At 51.0% G+C, this 19122-nt stretch carries 16 protein-coding genes; 11 read left to right on the top strand and 5 right to left on the bottom strand.

Annotated features, from left to right (window positions below):
* Window positions 1-97 precede the first annotated feature (97 nt).
* From ABD892_RS21515 to ABD892_RS21490, 6 genes are all read left to right on the top strand, one after another.
* On the top strand, window positions 98-997 hold the full coding sequence (locus ABD892_RS21515) for a 6-carboxytetrahydropterin synthase (protein WP_345198215.1): 900 nt from the start codon (window positions 98-100) through the stop codon (window positions 995-997).
* 298 nt (window positions 998-1295) lie between these two features.
* Window positions 1296-2588 (top strand): imelysin family protein, encoded by a 1293-nt coding sequence (locus ABD892_RS21510; protein ID WP_425559330.1) that lies wholly within the window; start codon window positions 1296-1298, stop codon window positions 2586-2588.
* A gap of 63 nt (window positions 2589-2651) precedes the next feature.
* Window positions 2652-4106 (top strand): di-heme oxidoreductase family protein, encoded by a 1455-nt coding sequence (locus ABD892_RS21505; protein WP_345198212.1) that lies wholly within the window; start codon window positions 2652-2654, stop codon window positions 4104-4106.
* A gap of 12 nt (window positions 4107-4118) precedes the next feature.
* Window positions 4119-5195 carry an imelysin family protein gene (locus ABD892_RS21500; protein ID WP_345198210.1) on the top strand — a complete coding sequence of 359 codons (1077 nt, stop codon included), beginning with the start codon at window positions 4119-4121 and terminating at the stop codon, window positions 5193-5195.
* Window positions 5196-5215: 20 nt separating this feature from the next.
* Window positions 5216-6319, top strand: a complete 1104-nt coding sequence (locus ABD892_RS21495; protein WP_345198209.1) for a DUF1513 domain-containing protein — start codon at window positions 5216-5218, stop codon at window positions 6317-6319.
* A 115-nt stretch (window positions 6320-6434) separates the two neighbouring features.
* Window positions 6435-7223, top strand: a complete 789-nt coding sequence (locus ABD892_RS21490) for a hypothetical protein (protein WP_345198208.1) — start codon at window positions 6435-6437, stop codon at window positions 7221-7223.
* Between the two features lie 5 nt (window positions 7224-7228).
* Here ABD892_RS21490 and ABD892_RS21485 read toward each other — a convergent pair whose 3' ends face one another.
* Window positions 7229-7834 carry a TetR/AcrR family transcriptional regulator gene (locus tag ABD892_RS21485; protein WP_345198207.1) on the bottom strand — a complete coding sequence of 202 codons (606 nt, stop codon included), beginning with the start codon at window positions 7832-7834 and terminating at the stop codon, window positions 7229-7231.
* 186 nt (window positions 7835-8020) lie between these two features.
* Here ABD892_RS21485 and ABD892_RS21480 point away from each other — a divergent pair, with 186 nt between their 5' ends.
* The 3 genes from ABD892_RS21480 (at window position 8021) to ABD892_RS21470 (ending at window position 12897) form a co-directional block, all read left to right on the top strand.
* Window positions 8021-9076, top strand: a complete 1056-nt coding sequence (locus ABD892_RS21480) for an efflux RND transporter periplasmic adaptor subunit (RefSeq protein ID WP_345198206.1) — start codon at window positions 8021-8023, stop codon at window positions 9074-9076.
* A 5-nt stretch (window positions 9077-9081) separates the two neighbouring features.
* Window positions 9082-12180 carry an efflux RND transporter permease subunit gene (locus tag ABD892_RS21475; RefSeq protein ID WP_345198205.1) on the top strand — a complete coding sequence of 1033 codons (3099 nt, stop codon included), beginning with the start codon at window positions 9082-9084 and terminating at the stop codon, window positions 12178-12180.
* Between the two features lie 102 nt (window positions 12181-12282).
* Entirely contained in the window at window positions 12283-12897 is a 615-nt protein-coding gene (locus ABD892_RS21470; protein ID WP_345198203.1) for a TenA family protein, read from the top strand.
* 70 nt (window positions 12898-12967) lie between these two features.
* On the opposite strand, the gene groL is transcribed toward ABD892_RS21470, so the two are convergent.
* The 4 genes from groL to ABD892_RS21450 all read right to left on the bottom strand — a co-directional run bounded on the left by groL (window position 12968) and on the right by ABD892_RS21450 (window position 16599).
* Complete coding sequence (gene groL, locus ABD892_RS21465; protein WP_345198202.1) at window positions 12968-14611, bottom strand: chaperonin GroEL; 1644 nt, start codon at window positions 14609-14611, stop codon at window positions 12968-12970.
* A 91-nt stretch (window positions 14612-14702) separates the two neighbouring features.
* Window positions 14703-14999, bottom strand: coding sequence for a co-chaperone GroES (locus tag ABD892_RS21460; protein ID WP_345198201.1), 297 nt, complete (start codon window positions 14997-14999; stop codon window positions 14703-14705).
* Between the two features lie 307 nt (window positions 15000-15306).
* Window positions 15307-15777 carry an FxsA family protein gene (locus ABD892_RS21455; RefSeq protein WP_345198200.1) on the bottom strand — a complete coding sequence of 157 codons (471 nt, stop codon included), beginning with the start codon at window positions 15775-15777 and terminating at the stop codon, window positions 15307-15309.
* A gap of 114 nt (window positions 15778-15891) precedes the next feature.
* Complete coding sequence (locus ABD892_RS21450) at window positions 15892-16599, bottom strand: HugZ family pyridoxamine 5'-phosphate oxidase (protein WP_345198198.1); 708 nt, start codon at window positions 16597-16599, stop codon at window positions 15892-15894.
* Window positions 16600-17014: 415 nt separating this feature from the next.
* Here ABD892_RS21450 and ABD892_RS21445 point away from each other — a divergent pair, with 415 nt between their 5' ends.
* Both ABD892_RS21445 and ABD892_RS21440 read left to right on the top strand, forming a co-directional pair.
* Window positions 17015-17440, top strand: a complete 426-nt coding sequence (locus ABD892_RS21445; protein ID WP_345198197.1) for a hypothetical protein — start codon at window positions 17015-17017, stop codon at window positions 17438-17440.
* A gap of 176 nt (window positions 17441-17616) precedes the next feature.
* Window positions 17617-18894 carry a hypothetical protein gene (locus tag ABD892_RS21440; protein ID WP_345198196.1) on the top strand — a complete coding sequence of 426 codons (1278 nt, stop codon included), beginning with the start codon at window positions 17617-17619 and terminating at the stop codon, window positions 18892-18894.
* Window positions 18895-19122 lie beyond the last annotated feature (228 nt).

Here is a 19122-nt window from a genome sequence, read left to right as displayed (position 1 = left end):
GAATTACACTCGCTCATCATGACGAGGTCGCCTACAATAGCGGCCTTTTTCTTCCCTTGTCGCAAAAAAGGGAGTCAGCAGCGAGTACCGACACACCATGAGCGCCCTGTTCGTTAACCAGATGACCACCATCGACTTCTCCTACCTGTGCCCCGAACGCGGGCTGGTCGGCGAGAGCCTGATTGTCGATGTTATTCTCAACGGCGATCTGAATGATGAAGGCATGGTCTTTGACTTCAGCCATGTCAAAAAGCAGATTAAGCAATCCATTGATCACTCAATGGATCACACCCTGCTGGTTCCCGCAGCGTGTGCGGCGATTGAGTATTGCCAGGAAGATGGTCGTATCGACGTCACCCTTCACACCCACGAACTGGGCTACATCCAGTGCCGTGCACCAGAGCAGGCGATCACTCTGCTGCCACTTTCTCAGATCACCCCCGTAGCACTGCAACCCCTGCTGGAACAACAGGTTATGGCAGACCTTCCGGAGAATGTCAGCGGTGTCGAACTGCGCCTTTACCCTGAAACCATTGACGGTGCCTGGTACCACTACAGCCATGGCCTGAAAAAGCATCAAGGGGATTGTCAGCGTATTGCCCACGGCCACCGCTCTGCCATTCAGATCCTGCTGAATAATCAGCGCAGCGAGTCCCATGAGCAAGATTGGGCGAAGCGCTGGCAGGACATTTACCTCGCCACCCGGGAAGATCTGCTCACCACATTCACCGTTCAGGACCGTGAATATCACCGATTCGGCTACACCGCCCAACAGGGCTATTTTGAAATTTCCCTGCTGGCCAGTCGGTGCTATCTGATTGACACCGATACCACTGTGGAACTGCTGGCTGATCACATGGCAAAGACTTTGGCGAACGAAAACCCGGGACAAAACGTCCGGGCTATTGCTTACGAAGGTTTCCAGAAAGGTGCAGTTGCTGATGCACAATGCCAGCCATCAATGCATGCCCTGCTGCCTGACAACCAAAATCAGTAAGCCAAAAACCAGCCGCCACTGAATTGTTTCAGCCAGCGCCTGGGCCTGCTGTTTGCAGCAGCGACAGGATGTCGCGGTAGCGATGCAGGACAGGGAAAGTCCTGTGATCGCGGCGAAAAACAGCAGGCCCAGGCGCTGGCCACCCCGCTCTCAAATCCCTCCAAAAACCAGTACACTCCAACAAGGCAATTATAATGATAATAATTATCAATATAATTTAGACCAAAAATAAGCACGGAAATCCTGATACACAACCATCGAATTAGAATGACACGGGTTGGAACACTCCATGACAAGAATGAAAAAGGTCTTACCGATTCTGGCAATCTCTGCCGTACTGGCAGGTTGCGGACAAAATGATGCACAGGACATCTCAACGTCACAAAGCAGCCAGATAAACCCCAGCATTTCACACGAGGCCATTGTCGAGCAGTATGCCAATGTTGCCCACGCTACGTTTGAAGATGCCCTGCTCACCGCCAGAGCGCTACATACGTCCATCAGCACACTGATTAAGAGCCCAACGGAAGCCAATCTGGACGCTGCCAAAGCAGCCTGGATCGCCGCCCGGGTACCCTATCAGCAAAGTGAAGTCTTCCGCTTCGGCAATGCCGTCGTGGATGACTGGGAAGGCCAGCTCAACGCCTGGCCGCTGGATGAGGGTCTGATCGATTATGTCGACAACAGTGCTTATCAGGCAGAACTGGGCAACGCTGGTGCTGCGGCCAACATCATTGCAAACCTTGAGATCCAGGTTGGCAATGACATGATTGATACCAGTCATCTTGCACCCTCACTATTGGCCAACCTGAATGAGCTGGGAGGCAGTGAAGCCAATGTCACAACCGGCTACCACGCCATTGAATTCCTGCTTTGGGGACAAGACCTGAACGGAACAGAGCCCGGCGCCGGTAATCGTCCTGCCAGTGATTACGCGACAGGCGATGACTGCACCAACGGCCATTGCGAACGACGCGCCCAATACCTGACAGCAGCAGCTGAACTGCTCGTCATTGACCTTGAAACCATGGAAGCGCAATGGCGCTCAGGACAAGACGATAACTACCGTCAAACCTTACTGAGCGAACCTGCCGAACAGGGCCTGCGTAAAATGTTGTTCGGTATGGGTAGCCTGGCATTGGGGGAACTGGCCGGTGAACGGATGAAAGTCGCCCTGGAAGCCAACTCCACCGAAGATGAGCACGATTGCTTCAGTGACAATACCCACAACTCACACTTCTATAACGCACTGGGTATTAACAACGTCTATAGCGGCAGCTATACACGAGTTGATGGTACACAGATCAGCGGCCCCAGCCTGGCCGACCTCGCCGCCGCTGAGAACCCGGAACAGGCAAGCGCCATCAGCAGCAAATTTGTCCGTACCCAGGCCGCGCTGCAAGCCATGGTCAATGCGGCTGAACAGGGACAGGCGTTTGACCAGCTGATTGCGGCGAACAACAAGGAAGGCAACGCAATTGTTGAGCAGGCTATCAGCGCACTGGTTGAAGAAACGGCCGCTATCGAGCAACTTGCTGCACTGGCCGGTATCAACAACCTGAGTCCTGATACGGCCGACCATACGTTCTGATAACAATATTCCTGACGCACAGGCAGGGACGCTGTGCGGATAACATATGAACGGTAAACACTGATGTCTGTTTCTAAAAAGCGCCACGCTAAAACCCTGTTGGCTGCTACCGGAGTGGGTACTGTTTTGGCGGCAACAGGTTTTGCCATTGCGATGGCAACCGACAACGCCGATTATTCCGCCCCGGAACCCAATGAACACCTTAGTGGCGGTAAAGCAACGGTATTCAACCAGACCCGTAATGCGTTTTCCCTGCCTTCTGCCAATATGGCGGTCTCCCGTCGCTTGGACTTCAGCGTCGGCAACAGTTTCTTTCGTAACCCCTGGGTTATGGCGCCGGCCAGCACCGATGCCCGAGATGGACTCGGCCCCTTGTTCAACACCAATGGCTGCCAGAATTGCCATATTAAAGATGGCCGTGGGCACGCACCTTCAGGACCTGACGACACAGCCGTATCCATGCTGATACGCCTGAGTATTCCTGCTATTACTGCCGCACATAAGGCACAGCTAAAAACGGACGGTTCCGTTCCTGATCCCGTTTATGGCGGACAATTGCAGGATTTTGCACTTCTAGGCGTCGCACCAGAGGGAAAAATCCGGGTAACTTACAGCTACCAGACAGTGACCTTTGCCGATGGCGACACCGCAGAACTGCGCAAACCGTCGTTTACTATTGAGGACAAGGGTTATGGTGAATTCCATCCGGATATCATGTTCTCCCCAAGGGTCGCACCACCCATGATTGGCCTGGGGCTTTTGGAAGCCATTCCTGAACGTACGCTTCAAGCCTATGCAGACCCCAATGACCATAACAATGACGGGATTTCCGGACGACTCAACCAGGTCTGGGATACCGAAAAACAAACGACAACCATCGGACGTTTTGGCTGGAAAGCCGGCCAGCCAAACTTACGACAGCAAAATGCTGCCGCTTTCAATGGCGATCTCGGCATTACCTCAGGCTTATTTCGGAAAGATCACTGTAGCGAAAGTCAACAAGATTGCCTGAACAGCATTAACGGTGGCGACCCTGAACTCTCTGAGGAAATCCTGAACTTTGTCACCTTTTACTCCCGCAATCTTGGCGTACCTGCACGCCGGAATGTTGATGCACCGGACGTGCTCCGAGGTAAACAGCTTTTCAACGAAGTTCAGTGCGCTGCGTGTCATATCCCCCAGACAACGACGGCACAACTGACCGGCCAGCCAGAACAGTCCGGCCAGACCATCTGGCCCTATACCGACCTTTTACTCCATGACATGGGCGAAGAACTGGCGGATAATCGCCCTGAGTTCCTTGCGACAGGGCAGGAATGGCGAACACCGCCACTCTGGGGTATCGGTCTCACTAAAACAGTCAATGGCCATACTGAATTCCTGCACGATGGACGGGCCCGAAATCTGACGGAGGCCATCCTGTGGCATGGGGGGGAAGCGGAACAATCCCGGGAACATTTCGTGGCTATGCCCCGTCATGACCGCCGGGCGCTGCTGGCTTTTCTGGAATCCTTATAAGTCCAAAGCAGTATGAAATCTATTGCCATTGTCGTACTTACATCGCTGTTGCTGGCACTCGGGGGCTGCTCGAACAACAATGACTCAGAGCGCCAACTGGCGGAGCATTCTTCCAAACGGGTTATCCTGGCGCTGTATCATCGTCTTGCATTCCAGGCTGAACAGTTTCAATCCTCAGCAGAACACTTTTGCCAGACATCCTCACAGCCCGCATTCAATGAACTGCAGCTACGCTGGCGCAACCTGATGGGCGCCTGGCTGGAAACAGAAGTGATCCAGTTTGGCCCGGTTATCGAAGAGAACCTGTTGTGGCAATTTCAGTTCTGGCCGGACAAGAAAAACTTAGTTCAGCGGAAAGTGGAGCAACAACTCCAGAGTCATGCCAAAACTGACATCAGTGAAGCGAGTGTGGTCATACAAGGGCTTTCAGCCCTGGAATATCTCCTGTTTGAGCCATCCATCAACACAGCAGAGCAGCTGAGGCAACAGCCTGAGCGTTGTCAGTTATTGCGCGATATTGCGCAACATGTACATGACAATGCCTCCCTGCTCAAATCCAGCTGGAAACCGGGTAACGGCAGCTGGCATGAGCAGTTTATGGCGCTGCCAGATCAACGACAGGAAGCGGGTATTCCCAATCCGGTCAGTACCCTGATGGTGAACGGTCTTCATACCATGCTGGAGCGGGCCTACAAAAAGGTTGTCCTGCCCCTGGGAAAAAACGGGAGAGGCAATCCCTATCTGGCGGAGTCATGGCGCAGCCGCAATTCCCTTGAAAACATTGCCGCCAATATCCGGGGCGCTCGCCGCTTTTATGATGGCGCCGATGGATTTGGTCTGGATGACCTCGTCAAAGCCTCCCCCAATGGCAGCGATCTGACCATAGAGGTACACCAGGCGTTTAATCAGGTTGAACGTTCACTGGCTCTGGTCCCGCAACCGTTATCCCTTGCGGTGACCAACCCGGATTCCAGAGCTGCGGTAGAAGCGCTGGCTAACGACCTCAAAATCCTCTGGGATCTCTTTGGCAACGAAGTCCCCAACGCGCTGGGCATTGTGCTAAGTTTCAATGCCAATGATGGGGACTGATAAGAGACAGGCTGCTGGTTATGCCCACTCGCCGTACCGTACTGAAGCACATGGTGACCGGTTGTACGATGACTGGCCTGTTACCCTGGATATCCGGCTGCAGCAGCAACCCACCGGAACGTCTTATTTTCAGCACCGCACGCGATCGACAGGGACAGTTTTCCGCACGTATTGCCTCACCTGATCAGGTCTGGCAACACATTGTGCCACTGCCTGCGAGAGGACACGGTATTGCAATACATCCGACACAGCCGGTAATCATTTGCTGTGATCGACGCCCCGGCCAGAATCTGCATCTGATTGATGGTCGTAACGGCGCTTTGCTGAAACGTATTGGCAGTCAACCAAATCGTCACTTCTACGGCCATGCTACGTTCAGTGCTGATGGTAAAAAACTGTTTGCGGCTGAAAATGCCCTGAACGATGGCCGCGGCATGATTGGTGTGTATGAAACCAGCCACTACAACAAAGTGGCTGAGTTTTCGGCCCATGCCATTGGCCCCCACGAGATTCATCTGCATCCGGATAACCGGACACTGGTTGTAGCCAATGGCGGCATCATGACCCACCCGGCAACCGGCAGACAAAAACTCAATCTTGCAACGATGCAGCCACGGCTAAGTTACATCGATAGCCATACCGGTGAGCTACTGGAAGAACACAGTTTCCAGCACCACCAGCTCAGCATCCGCCACCTTGATATCGCCCCGGATGGCACCGTCGTCTTTGGTATGCAATACCAGGGCGATTCTGCAGATATCCGGCCACTGGTTGCCCTGCATCGTCGTGGAGAATCTATCCGACCAATGCAGGCTGATGATGCCGATTGGCTGCAACTCAATCAGTACATTGCCAGCGTCTGTGTACTTCCTGAAGCAGATACCATTGTTACAACCGCCCCAAGGGGAAATACGGTTACATTCTGGCGCCTCAGCGATCAGCAGCTAATGAATACGGTTTCAGTTAATGATGCTGCTGGCGTCACAGCAATAAGCCAACATACAGCAGTTGTGAGTAATGGCATTGGAGAATTAATCCATTACAGCTGTCGCGCGGGAAATGGGCAGGAAACACAGCGATTGTTATACCCGAATTGCCAATGGGATAATCACCTAACAAGCTAAAGCAACAATGTTATCAATTCTAATCTTACATGCTATCTACGTACCACTTTATTTATGAACCATTTTGAAAAATGCCAATCGAAACATAACAATTTCATCGAACAATGGACATAACATGGATCCAGCAACTTCCTCTACTCAAAAACAAACAGATAAATACACAGTCATAGCAAAAAGAGAACATCATTCCCCCCCGTCTATAAATATCAGATCAACTTCTGGAGCTATGAAGCTGCAACGTAGTCATTCATTTCCAAAACAGCTGCAATTATTATATAGAGAAATATCTACCAACAACGTCACTTTTATTCTGAGTCATACTTCATGGACTATCAAGCATGGTGAAAACCAAAACATCATTTATTTTCCATTTAACATTAAAATTGGAAATTTGACGTTTCCCTTGCACCGTATAAAATTCGAAGAGCGTGATGAACGACTTATAGAAGCCATCCGCACCCTAAGCTTTTGCCCAGAAATACAAATAAAGCATGAACCAGATCAAAACTATAGTTTTCCAATAAAACCATCTTACAACTTCAGCACACTACTAAAAAACGGCACAACTTTTCTTAAGTTAGACGCCAATAAATTTAATTGCTTTGATTTTATAATCTATTTAAAAACTGGCCAAGAAGACCTAAGATGTGAACGATTCACCCTAACTAAAAAATGCCCATTAATTCGAAGCCAAGACAATACTGGAAAATCAATCGTATTGTCTCATGACGAGCAAATCCATGCAGCGTTAGTCATCAGTCCGACTGAACTGACAGTCTCATATCTTGGCAGGAAAGGGCTTTTCTTTTGTCGTTTAGGTGATCTTATTGAACTTTATCAACAACATGAAGGAAAGCCACTTGAAGTCCATGAGTTAACCATATCAATGAAGGCTGAAGGCTAAATCATTCAAATTAAGCGACCTTGCATATTAATCATCAAAGACTCCCGAACATTGAAGCTCTCTGTTTCTGGCGTCACTCGCTGCAAAAGACCATCAATCAACAACATGGCGTGACCATGAACATTCGCCCAGCAGTTATTCGCCATCAACCAGACCGGTTGATCCACCATAATGCCCTGCTCAATTCCCTTTTCGATGATGGCGTAAAGTGCCCTGAAGGCTTGTTGTGCCGCTTCCTGCAACTCCGGATGGTTTTCCGGGTGCTGAATCATCGGGCCGAACATCAGCTTGTACTTAGCAGGATTGGCCACGGCATAACGAATATAGGCCTCACCACAAACGAGTAAGGCCTCATCAGGACGATCAATCCCCTGGCTCGCCTCACAGATAAAAGCTTTCAGTGCGAGATACCCTTCTGTCGCCATCGCCGCCAGCAGGCATTCCTTGTCAGGAAAGTGGCGATAAGGCGCCGTCTGGGACACACCAATATCCCGGGCCAGTGCCCGCAGACTGAGCTTTTCCGGCCCGTGCGCCTCCAGATGCCGGAACGCACACGCCAGCAACGCATCGCGCAGGTTGCCATGATGATAAGTGCGTTTGCCCGTCGTCATTGCCTGTCCCCAGTTCTGTGGCGTTTCAAGTATACCCAAATGGTCTGAATAAAGATTTTCTTGTTCAATGTTATTATTGTCAACATTGTTGACAGTGACAACATAGCCCCCTACATTTCATCATTATGGACAAGCGCAATGACTGCGCACCAATAACGACAGTCCTCAGGGCAAAGAGAATCGAACGTGAAAACAGCAGCCGTAGGCCGTTCCCGTGGAAGGGTGCTCGTATCTGTGCTTGTGCCAGCCTTCATGGCCCTATCGCCAGTCAGGGCAGACACTGCACCGTATGACACCACACCATTGCAATATCAGGAGACCACCCGTCCCATACAGACGAGTGGCCAGCTCACCTACAAAGCCACCCAGAAACTGTCCTTCAAAACGTCAGGTCCCGTGGCCAGCATTCAGGTAGATGAGAGTGATACCGTTGAAAAAGACCAGCTACTGGCCAGTCTGAATACCGAAGAGGTCGAGGCCCAGGTGGCTGAAGCTGAGGCGCGGTACCAGGAAGCCTTGCGTAACCTTCAGCGCCTTCAGCGGTTGCACCGGCAGCAGGCCATCTCCCTGGACCAGCTACAGGCCGCACAGACCAGCGTCGATGTCGCTGAATCCCGACTGCGAATTGCCCGCTTCAACAATCGCTATTCGCATATCCGCGCCCCTGGACGTGGCCGGATTATTGAGCGTTTGATAGAACCGGGCGAATTGATCAGCCCCCAGCAGACCGCCTTCCTGCTGGCAGATGAGGCCAAAGGCTGGATTATGCGCACCGGTTTATCGGATCGTGATGTGGTGCGGGTACAGACCGGCGACCCGGCCACCATTCATTTTGATGCATATCCGGGCGCCAGCTTTACCGGCTGCGTGACAGAGATTGCCCCAGCCGCTGACAGCCGGACCGGCACATTTGACCTGGAGATCTCTCTGGATTCTCCACCGAAACGGCTTTACCAGGGATTCATCGGCCGAATAACCATCACACCTGCTGACACCCAGCGTATTGCACGACTACCGGCCAACGCCCTGGTCAGTGCAGAGAAAGGCCAGGGCATCATTTATGTGGCTGACCCGACGTCTGACCGCATCATTCAACACCGTGTGGATATTCTCTGGCTTGATAATCAGTCTCTGGCTATTCAAAGCAGCCTGCCTGAAGGCACGCCTGTTATTACCCGGGGGGCGTCGTTTCTCAAACCCGACGACACCGTTCAATCGGCTCCGGTAGCAAACAGGCAATAATCACCATGCAGTTACCTCGTCTCGCCATACAGAATCACCAGTTCACCCTTGTGATCACATTGCTGTTGATCGCGCTCGGCGCTGTCTCATTGGCCAGTATGCCGCGTTCAGAAGATCCCCAATTCAACTTTCCTGCCGCCATGATCAAGGTGATCTACCCCGGTACCGCGCCGGCGGATATGGAGAAACTGGTCGTCGATCCCATTGAAGAAGCCATTAATGAACTGGATGACCTGAAAGTTATCAAAAGTGACATTGAGGATGGCCTGGGTGTCGTACGGGTCGAGTTTCTCTACGGTACAGACCCGGATGAAAAATACGACGATGTGGTTTCAGCGGTATCACGCATACGGGATGACCTGCCCGATGCCATTCACCAGCTGACGATCGAGAAAATATCCCCTACTGACGTCAATATCCTGCAGATTGCCCTGATGTCGGATAGTGCCGGTTATGCCCGCCTCAAGCGCCAGGCAGAGAAACTGGAAAAACGCCTTGAGCGCATCGCCGGCATCAAGCGTGCCGATATTGATGGCTTCCCGGAGCAACAGGTCGAAATTGCGGCGGATCTCGACAAAATGCGCGCCTTGAATATCAGTATTGCTGAACTGGCAAACGCGATTCAGTCATCCAGCATCAACCTGCCTGGCGGGCATGCATTGTCTGGCGAAGAACGCTTTACCGTCCGCACCAGTGGTGACTTCCGTACCTTACAGCAAATCCGGCGCACAGCGGTTCGGTCAAAACCTGGCAGTGTCGTTTATGTGGAAACCATTGCCGATGTCCGCCTGAGCGATGCGTTACCCACCTACCATGCCCGGTTTAACGGACAACGTACGGTGTTTGTCTCCGTGGTACAGCGCAAGGGCAGTAATATCATGGCCGTCATGGCGGCACTGAAAAGTACGTTGGCAGAATTCAGCCAGACCCTGCCCGACGATATCACCCTTGAGCTGGCACACGACCAAAGCATCAGTGTCGATGAACGGATTAACGGATTTTTCAACAACCTGCTCCAGGGGCTGGCACTGGTTGGCGTCATGACAGTGCTGGCATTGGGAGGACGCGCCGCCTTTGTCATCGTGCTGGCGATACCGATGTCGGTACTGATCGGTATAGGCTGGCTGGATCTCAGTGGATTTGGTTTACAACAGATGTCGATTGTTGGCCTGGTGGTTGCGCTTGGCCTGCTGGTCGATAACGCCATCGTAGTCACCGAAAATGTCGGCCGTGTCCGTCGCAGCGGTCATGACAGCGCCAATGCGGCAATGAACGGCGCCAGTCAAGTTGGCTGGGCGGTCGTTAGCGGCACACTGACAACGATTCTGTCGTTTTTTCCGATTCTGCTCCTGCAGACCGGCGCCGGCACCTTCCTCCGCTCCATGCCGGTAACCGTCATTCTGACGCTGCTAGCCTCCCTGGTGATTGCCCTGACCCTGACGCCTTTGCTGGCCAGTAAGGTGCTTGGCAAAGGAGATCAGAAGACGCCTTGGCTGTTGCGCAAGATTCAGGTACTCGCCAATGGTCCCTACAGCCAATTGCTGGAACATTCCCTGAAACACCCATGGCGTGTGTTGCTGCTGTCTGTCGCCCTGCTCGTGGGATCACTGGCACTGGTGCCTCTGGTCGGCGTCAGCATGTTTCCCAAGGCTGAAAAGCCCATGCTTCTGGTCAATATTGATATGCCGGAAAATGCCAGCTTTGATACCACCTGGGAGATGGCACTCAACGTTGAGTCAATATTGCGGGACTATGACATCGTGACAAACCTGGCCACCAATGTCGGCAAGGGCAATCCCCGTATTTTCTATAACATTTTCCCAAAACGACAGGTGCCTAACTTCGCCCAGATCCTGGTACAACTGGATACCGGACGACTGCAGGTCGTCGAGCCTTTTATTGAAGATATCCGACAGAAGTTTAACGCCATCACCGGGGCAAAAATCACGATCAAGGAATTCATGCAGGGGCCGCCCTATGAAGCACCGGTTTCCATCCGGGTGGTGGGTGACAACCTGGAACAGGTGAGCCTGGCAGCTGCCCATGTGGAATCCATCTTTGTTGCCACTCCGGGTACGGTGAATGTCGATAATCCACTCGACAAACCGCGTATTGATCTGCAGGTCCAGATTAATCGGGAAAAAGCCGCCATGCTGGGCGTGCCGATTTCCAGCATTGATCAGGCCGTCAGAGCCAGTCTGGTCGGACAGCCCGTCGGTCAGTTCAGGGACAGTAACGGCGATGACCACACCATTCTGGTTCGTGCAGCCGGTGAACGTCCCAAAGTCGATACGTTCAACCAGATCATGGTGGAATCAGCCAACGGCGCACTGATCCCTTTGAACCAGTTAGCCAGCCTGACCCTACAAACGACACTGGCACGACTTCAGCACCACAACCTGGAGCGAATGGCGCGTATTACCGCCGATATCATGCCCGGTTACCTGACCGAAGACATCACCAACGAGATCATCGAACAGCTGGATCGCTATGATTGGCCAAAAGGTGTCAGTTATCAGGTGGGTGGTGAACAGGAAAACCGGAAAGATTCATTTGGTGGCATGAACCAGGTGTTGCTGGTTGCTTTGCTGGGAATATTTGCCGTTCTGGTGCTTCAATTCCAATCCTTCAGCCAGCCACTGATTATCTTCACAGCGATTCCGTTTGCAGTCACCGGCGCGATTGTCGCCTTGTGGCTGACAGGCTACAGCTTCTCATTTACCGCGTTTGTCGGGCTCACCTCCCTGGTGGGGATTGTTGTGAATAACTCGATCATTCTGGTGGATTCCGCCAATCAGCATCACGAACAAGGGTTGAGTATTCATGATGCCATGCAGGAGTCGGCCCGCGTCAGGCTGGTGCCGATACTGTTAACGACACTGACGACAATTGGCGGACTACTGCCTCTGACCCTGGAAGGTTCCAATATGTGGTCCCCCATGGGCTGGTGCATTATTGGTGGCCTGATAACGTCTACTCTGTTGACGCTGATCGTTGTCCCTGTGCTGTATACCCTGTTCAGCAATACCACTGAACGACACTGTCCAATAAAAAATGCACAGACCGCAGCGTCTATTTCAGGGGATTCCTCAGGCAACTTCTGAAAACATACCCTATCTTTCTAGACAGCCAACCGGTTCGGGCTTTTTAGCCTGGACCGGTTTATACCGTTATCGCTTTCCCATTATTCAGACAGAGTCATTACCATGAACTGTCAGCAGCTGACCGTCACACACAAGCAGGCGTGGCACAGCGCCACCAACCATCCTTTCCTGCTGGACTGCCGAAGCGGCAACCTGCAACCTGCACAGTTCAACCGCTGGCTGGAACAGGATTACCTGTTTGGCATTGAGTTCACCCGTTTTTTTGCCGCGACATTACAGGCCGCACCTCCCAACCACTTTGATATCCTCCTAAGCGGCCTGACTGGCATCAAAGCAGAATTATGCTGGTTTCATACGACGGCAAAAGAACGGAATCTGAGCCTCCACAATGCACTGTTACCCGCCGGCGAAGAATACTGTCGTTTTTTGATTGCCCTCAGCCACCGCCCGTATCCGGTATTGGCAACCATTCTTTGGGGCATCGAAAGCACTTACAGTGTCGCCTGTCGGGAACCGATGGCATCGCCTTACGATCAACTGTTTTCCTATTGCGCCAGCGATACCTTCAAAGATTACGTGCATCAGCTGGAGCAGATTGCAGATGAGGCGCTTACGAGTGCGACCGAAGAGACCCAGTCAGAAACTGAAGCCGAATTCCTTATAATGTGCCGTCATGAAAAAGCCTTCTGGCAGATGGCCTATGAGGCGGTCGCCTGAACGGAATCCACCCATAAAAAAACCGCACCTTAAGGTGCGGTTTTTTTAGCAGTGAACTGCAGGGGGATGATTACATCATGCCGCCCATGCCACCCATTCCACCCATGCCGCCCATATCAGGCATTGCAGCAGGCTTCTCTTCGGGCAGTTCTGCAACCATGGCTGCAGTGGTGATCATCAGGCCTGCGATAGAAGCAGCCGCCTGCAGCGCAGAACGGGTGACCTTGGCAGGATCCAGGATACCCATTTCCATCATGTCGCCATACTCGCTGGTAGACGCGTTGTAACCGAAGTTACCTTCGCCTGCACGTACCTTGTCAACGACAACAGACGCTTCGTCACCGGAGTTGGTAGCGATCTGGCGGATAGGTCCTTCCAGTGCACGCAGGGCCAGAGCGATACCGGCGTTTTGCTCTTCGTTGTCACCCTTGACGTTGATAGCAGACAGGGCACGGATCAGGGCTACGCCACCACCAGGTACCACGCCTTCTTCAACGGCCGCACGGGTTGCGTGCAGAGCGTCTTCAACGCGCGCCTTCTTCTCTTTCATTTCAACTTCAGTGGCTGCACCAACCTTGACAACGGCAACACCGCCAGCCAGCTTGGCAACACGCTCCTGCAGCTTCTCACGGTCGTAATCGGACGTGGAGTTCTCGATTTCGGCACGAATCTGCTCTACACGGGCAGCGATGTCAGCCTGGTTACCCGCACCGTCGACAATAGTGGTGTTGTCCTTGGTGATAACAACACGCTTGGCGGAACCCAGGTCTTCCAGGGAAGCGCCTTCCAGGCTCAGGCCCACTTCTTCAGAGATCACAACACCACCGGTCAGAGTAGCGATGTCCTGCAGCATGGCCTTACGACGGTCACCGAAACCAGGTGCCTTAACAGCAGCAACCTTGACGATGCCACGCATGTTGTTAACAACCAGAGTTGCCAGCGCTTCGCCTTCAACGTCTTCTGCCAGGATCATCAGCGGCTTACCAGCTTTGGCAACGGCTTCCAGGATCGGCAACAGGTCACGGATGTTGGAAACTTTCTTGTCGAACAGCAGAATGAAGGGGCTCTCCAGTTCTGCAGACATGTTGTCCTGCTTGTTAATGAAGTAAGGAGACAGGTAGCCACGGTCGAACTGCATACCTTCTACAACGTCCAGCTCGTTGTCCAGACCGCTGCCTTCTTCAACGGTGATAACGCCTTCCTTGCCAACTTTTTCCATCGCTTCAGCGATGATCTTGCCGACAGTTTCGTCGGAGTTGGCGGAGATGGTACCTACCTGGGCAATCGCTTTGCTGTCTTCGCAGGGAATGGACATCGCGTGCAGCTGTTCAACAACGGCAACAACGGCCTTGTCGATACCACGCTTCAGATCCATCGGGTTCATGCCAGCGGCAACGTACTTCAGACCTTCGTTAACGATGGACTGCGCCAGAACGGTAGCGGTAGTGGTACCGTCACCCGCTTGGTCGTTAGCCTTGGAAGCCACTTCCTTGACCAGCTGGGCGCCCATGTTCTGATACTTGTCTTTCAGTTCGATTTCCTTGGCGACGGAAACACCATCTTTGGTGATGGTCGGTGCACCGAAGGACTTCTCCAGCAGGACGTTACGGCCCTTGGGACCCAGGGTTGCCTTGACGGCGTCCGCCAGGATGTTAACGCCTTCCAGCATCAGCTTGCGTGCGTCATCACCGAACTTGACTTGTTTTGCTGCCATAATCGTATTCCTTTAATCGGGCTGCCCGCGTTACGCGGCCAGCGATAAAACTGGGTTAAAACAGCTGAAATCGATGGGAAGCGACGAGCGCTTATTCACCTTCGACAACGGCCAGGATGTCGCTCTCGGACATCAGGATGTGCTCAACGCCGTCAATCTTCACGGTGTTGGAATCACTGTGGTAACCACCGAACAGGATCTTGTCACCTACGCTGACAGCCATCGGGCGGACTTCACCGTTTTCCAGCGGCAGGCCAGGGCCAACTGCAACGATTTCGCCACGGTTGGTTTTTTCACCCTTGCCAGGCAATACGATGCCGCCGGCAGATGTGGTTTCGCTCTCGAAACGACGAACAAGCACCTGATCACGTAACGGACGAAGTTTCATCGACTCTCTCTCCAACTGTTTAGCAAGTATGCCTAAAAAACATTACCAGCAGCTGTTTACGCCACAGGACGTCACAGCATGACCTTAAGGGTTAAGGTTGGGACTTAACGTCCCCGCCGACCCGGAAACGATGCGTTTGAGAACACTCACTGGCGCATCCGACCCGGCGGCAAGCGAACTGACAGTACCGCACTAATACCGAGCCCGCTTCGGCTGACACTATGAATAGGGGCTGAATTTTCGCTTTTCAACCCTGCCCTGCAAAAAAAATTCAAAAACGGTCAGACAGGCTGACAAAGTGTCAGTTTTACTCTTCACGGCGGTATTCGCCTTCAATAATTTCCGGCCTGCGCCTGCTGTTATCGGACTCAAATGGAGCGTCAGTACCTGCCTGATAAAAGCCAGTCTGGGTATAAGCACCCGCCTGCCAGCGTTGGCTGGCCAGCATGCGGTCTACAATTTTATGCCGTGTCAGGGGAAAGAGTCCGGTCAAGGCAATAATGTCCGTGATAAAACCGGGTGCCAGCAGCAGAGCACCACAGGCCGCTATGATGATGCCTTCCAGCATTTCCCGCGCGGGCACCTGACCACTGGCCATCCGCTCACGGGCCCGAAACAGGGTATTGAGGCCTTGCTGACGCAACAGGTAGATGCCCAATGATGCCGTACATAACACCAGCGCCACCGTCGGCAGGATACCAATCAAGCTACCCACCTTGATCAGCACCATTAATTCGGTAATAGGGAATAGCACCAGCAATAAAAAGGCAAAGCGCATGACGGTCTCCTTTAGACTTGCCTTTTATATGGAGATAAACAGGGGATTTTCAAGCGAGGACACAAAGCGATACGGGAACTTTACAGTTCCCGCAGACTTTATAAAGGAAGGAAATCAGGCCGCCTTGGCCATGGCGACCAGTGCTTTTCGGACATCACCCGCCGTGGTAACCGGCACATCAAAGGGAATACGGATGATCCGCTCACCAATCAGAACGTGGAAACCTTCGCTGTCGACACCTGCCATCTTTGGTGTCACACCTTCCGGCAGGACTTCACCGGCACTGAGGCAATACTGGATAATGGCAGCCTGGTGGTCATCGTTCATATGCTGCACCATGCCCTGCTCAACCTCACCAGCAAAGGGGTTGGTCAGCAGCAGTTCTTCGGGGTTAACCCAGTAAATCTCACCAAAACCGCCGATAAAGCGTGCCCGAACCAGCTTGATACGATAAAACTCAAAGTCGTGAGTCTCGTGATAACTACGGGACTGCGGGAAATAGCTGTAGTAGCGCTCAGCCGCAACCGGATCTTCAATTTTCACGGCATCGCCAACCCAGGTCAGGCGACCACCGGTCTGGATATCATCCACCTGACTCTGGACGATGGTCAGGGATACCTTGGAATCCTGACTGATGTTGCGCGTATGTTGTGCAATACGGCTGATCAGGATCACGAGCTGTCCGTCTGAGTCCAGGCAGTAAGGCGCCACCGAACCGAACGGGTAGCCCGGCATGGATACGGACTGGGTCGCCAGTACCCCCTGGTATTCGTTGAGAAGCAGTGCGCGGGCCTGAGAAGCCGCCTTCTGTCTGTCAGCCATGGTTCACTCCACTGGATCTGTTTCTGAATTGTATTGGCGCATTGTATGCAAATGATAACAATTATCAATAGCCTTAAGGCTATCACTTTTCGCTAACCACCAAACATTTACCCTCGTAGACGTCAAGTTGCGATAGGCCTCTCCATGACAGTGTTCATCAATCGCAATGCTATTAACAATAAATATAGGAAAAAGCGGTCGAATTTAAAAAGACCTCTATTCCACGAAAACAGGATTTTTTGGAAAGCAGAAAGAACAAAAATTGTTAGAAACAAAAACAGAAGCGCCATTTTAAAAAAACACGCCACTACCAAATAAACAAGTACTGAACTTTTGAATACAACTTTCGTCTTAACAAATGCGACATTAACAAATGTGTTGTAACAACCGTTCTTATCGATCTAATGGAGTTTACATGATGAAAACAGTCTCAACAGCTACCAAGCTTATTTTCCTGACGGCATTATCAATACTGGCACTGGCCAGCAATGCATTTGCTGATATCACAATCGCCAATAAAGGGGCCTATGTGATTGAAAGAGTGTGTATTAATGATTTCGATAGCGATACCTGCCAGAAAATGTCATTACCGGTAGGTCAGTCCTACACAATTCCAAGTAACCAAATCCCTGCTGGAGGTGCACAAATTGGCATTGAAGTCCTTTGCGCGGCTTATCTTGTGCTCCCGATGGCTGATGCACAAGGCATCACCAGCGCTTATGTTCAAGATGGCGAAAAGATTACATTAAATGGCATCTGTACTTACTTTGGTGCGGATAGCGGCGCAACCGTTATGCCACAGAGCAGCTCACCTATCGACTGGTATGTAAAGTTTAAATAAAAAACAGCCAATCTGGCATATAGAATCGCCTGATAAGCCACGCTATCAGGCGATTGCCCCCTTCCATACCATAATCCAGGCACTAGCGCCCTAAAAAAGACAATTTCATAACACCATAGAACTTTCCAAATCCAATAATGTCCAATTATTAAATGTAACCCACTTGGAAAGCTACCATGGCAAGCTATCAGTCGTTGGCATCTCCGTCGGCTTTATACCGTTCAAATAACCCATTGACTGATCAGAATGATTATCCGCATGCCGATTTGGTACCACAGCCGATATGGGGAAGAATGGTATCCATAAGACCACCCCGATATACTCTCATGGATAAGCTAAAAGAAAGGTTTAAAGGTACACAGCTATACAGAAAGATACGCCAAAGTCGCTGCATAAAAGCCTTAATTAATGAACTGGCAAGGCAAGACTTATCAAGAACGATAAGGAAAACTCACGCACTATCAAGAAAAAACCGTGAAGAGCAGAAAGCCGATCTTGAACAAGCCATCCAAAGAAATGATTTTTCATTCATACGAGGAGTTATCCGACACAATCTTTTAAATGACATGCAGTTGGCAGAGGAACACCGATACAATGAGCTTGCGGCCTTAATCATTGAAACGCTCCAGCAAACTTTAGAACAAAGGCCGAAAATAATGCAAAAAATGCTTTCAAAGGTAGAAGTGAGATTTAGGGAAAGATTTTACAACTACCTCATACAAAACAAACAAACTATGATATTGATGACTCAGCTAATTCCCAAGTTATGGCTCCCTCATAGAGCCATAGATATCCAAGCAGAACTGGCCGCACTGTTTTCTTCATCTACCCAAGATAATGATCATCAAAAACTCTTGGCATGTGGGTTAGTGACATCCCTCTGGGCTAACCCAGACGACTGGAATGTAGGCAAGATTTTAGTTGCCATGAATGGTGCAATATCTTCAAGGCTTATACACCTTAACACAACACCAAAATATGAAACCATGACAACAGAAGAGCGATTACATAAAAAAATTGTAGAACAACATGAAGAAGCCATAATAGCTATGCAGCAAGCCATACAGCCACTACAAAGCACACCAAAAAGAGAAGAGCTTAATCTGTTTCTCAATATAATCTATAAGATAAGAATGTGTTTATTCGAAAAAAAGATTGGGGATAAAATCTATCACTTTTCGATATTAAACAATAGTTACCTTGACGAACAATTGGAAAAGATAACACCTGCCACACTCTCACAACTCAAAGAAAGCATTAAAACTTCCCAGTTATCACCCCCATCATGCAATATAGATCTCGAGATCAAAAATGCTTTTGACTGGCAGCCATTAGAAGATGGCATGGGAGAAGAGCTCATAAAAACTGACCAAACACAAGGTGAACTAACCAGTCAACAGAACAAGATGGAAGTTAATGATTTTTTATGGCGAGCTTTACTTAGCACCCTATAACCATCCGTAAAAAACAACCTCATTTTATTGCCGCATATATCCTGTAGCTCGCATACTATTTCGCTTAGAAAGCTTTAGCTTATTCAGCCATCTAAATCCATTAATATCTGCCAAGTAAAACAATACTAACCAAAAGGCATAAATTTACCTGATTACCACTGTGGCTCAGCCAGCTTGAGAAGCCTTGCTGGCATGGGGCAAGTTCGCGCAGCCATGTAACCCAGCCTT

Origin of the sequence: Kistimonas scapharcae (genome assembly GCF_039540975.1) — a bacterium.
Lineage (GTDB): Bacteria > Pseudomonadota > Gammaproteobacteria > Pseudomonadales > Endozoicomonadaceae > Kistimonas > Kistimonas scapharcae.
The sequence above is the reverse complement of the archived record's forward strand: the minus strand, read 5'-3'. Positions and strand labels throughout refer to the sequence as shown.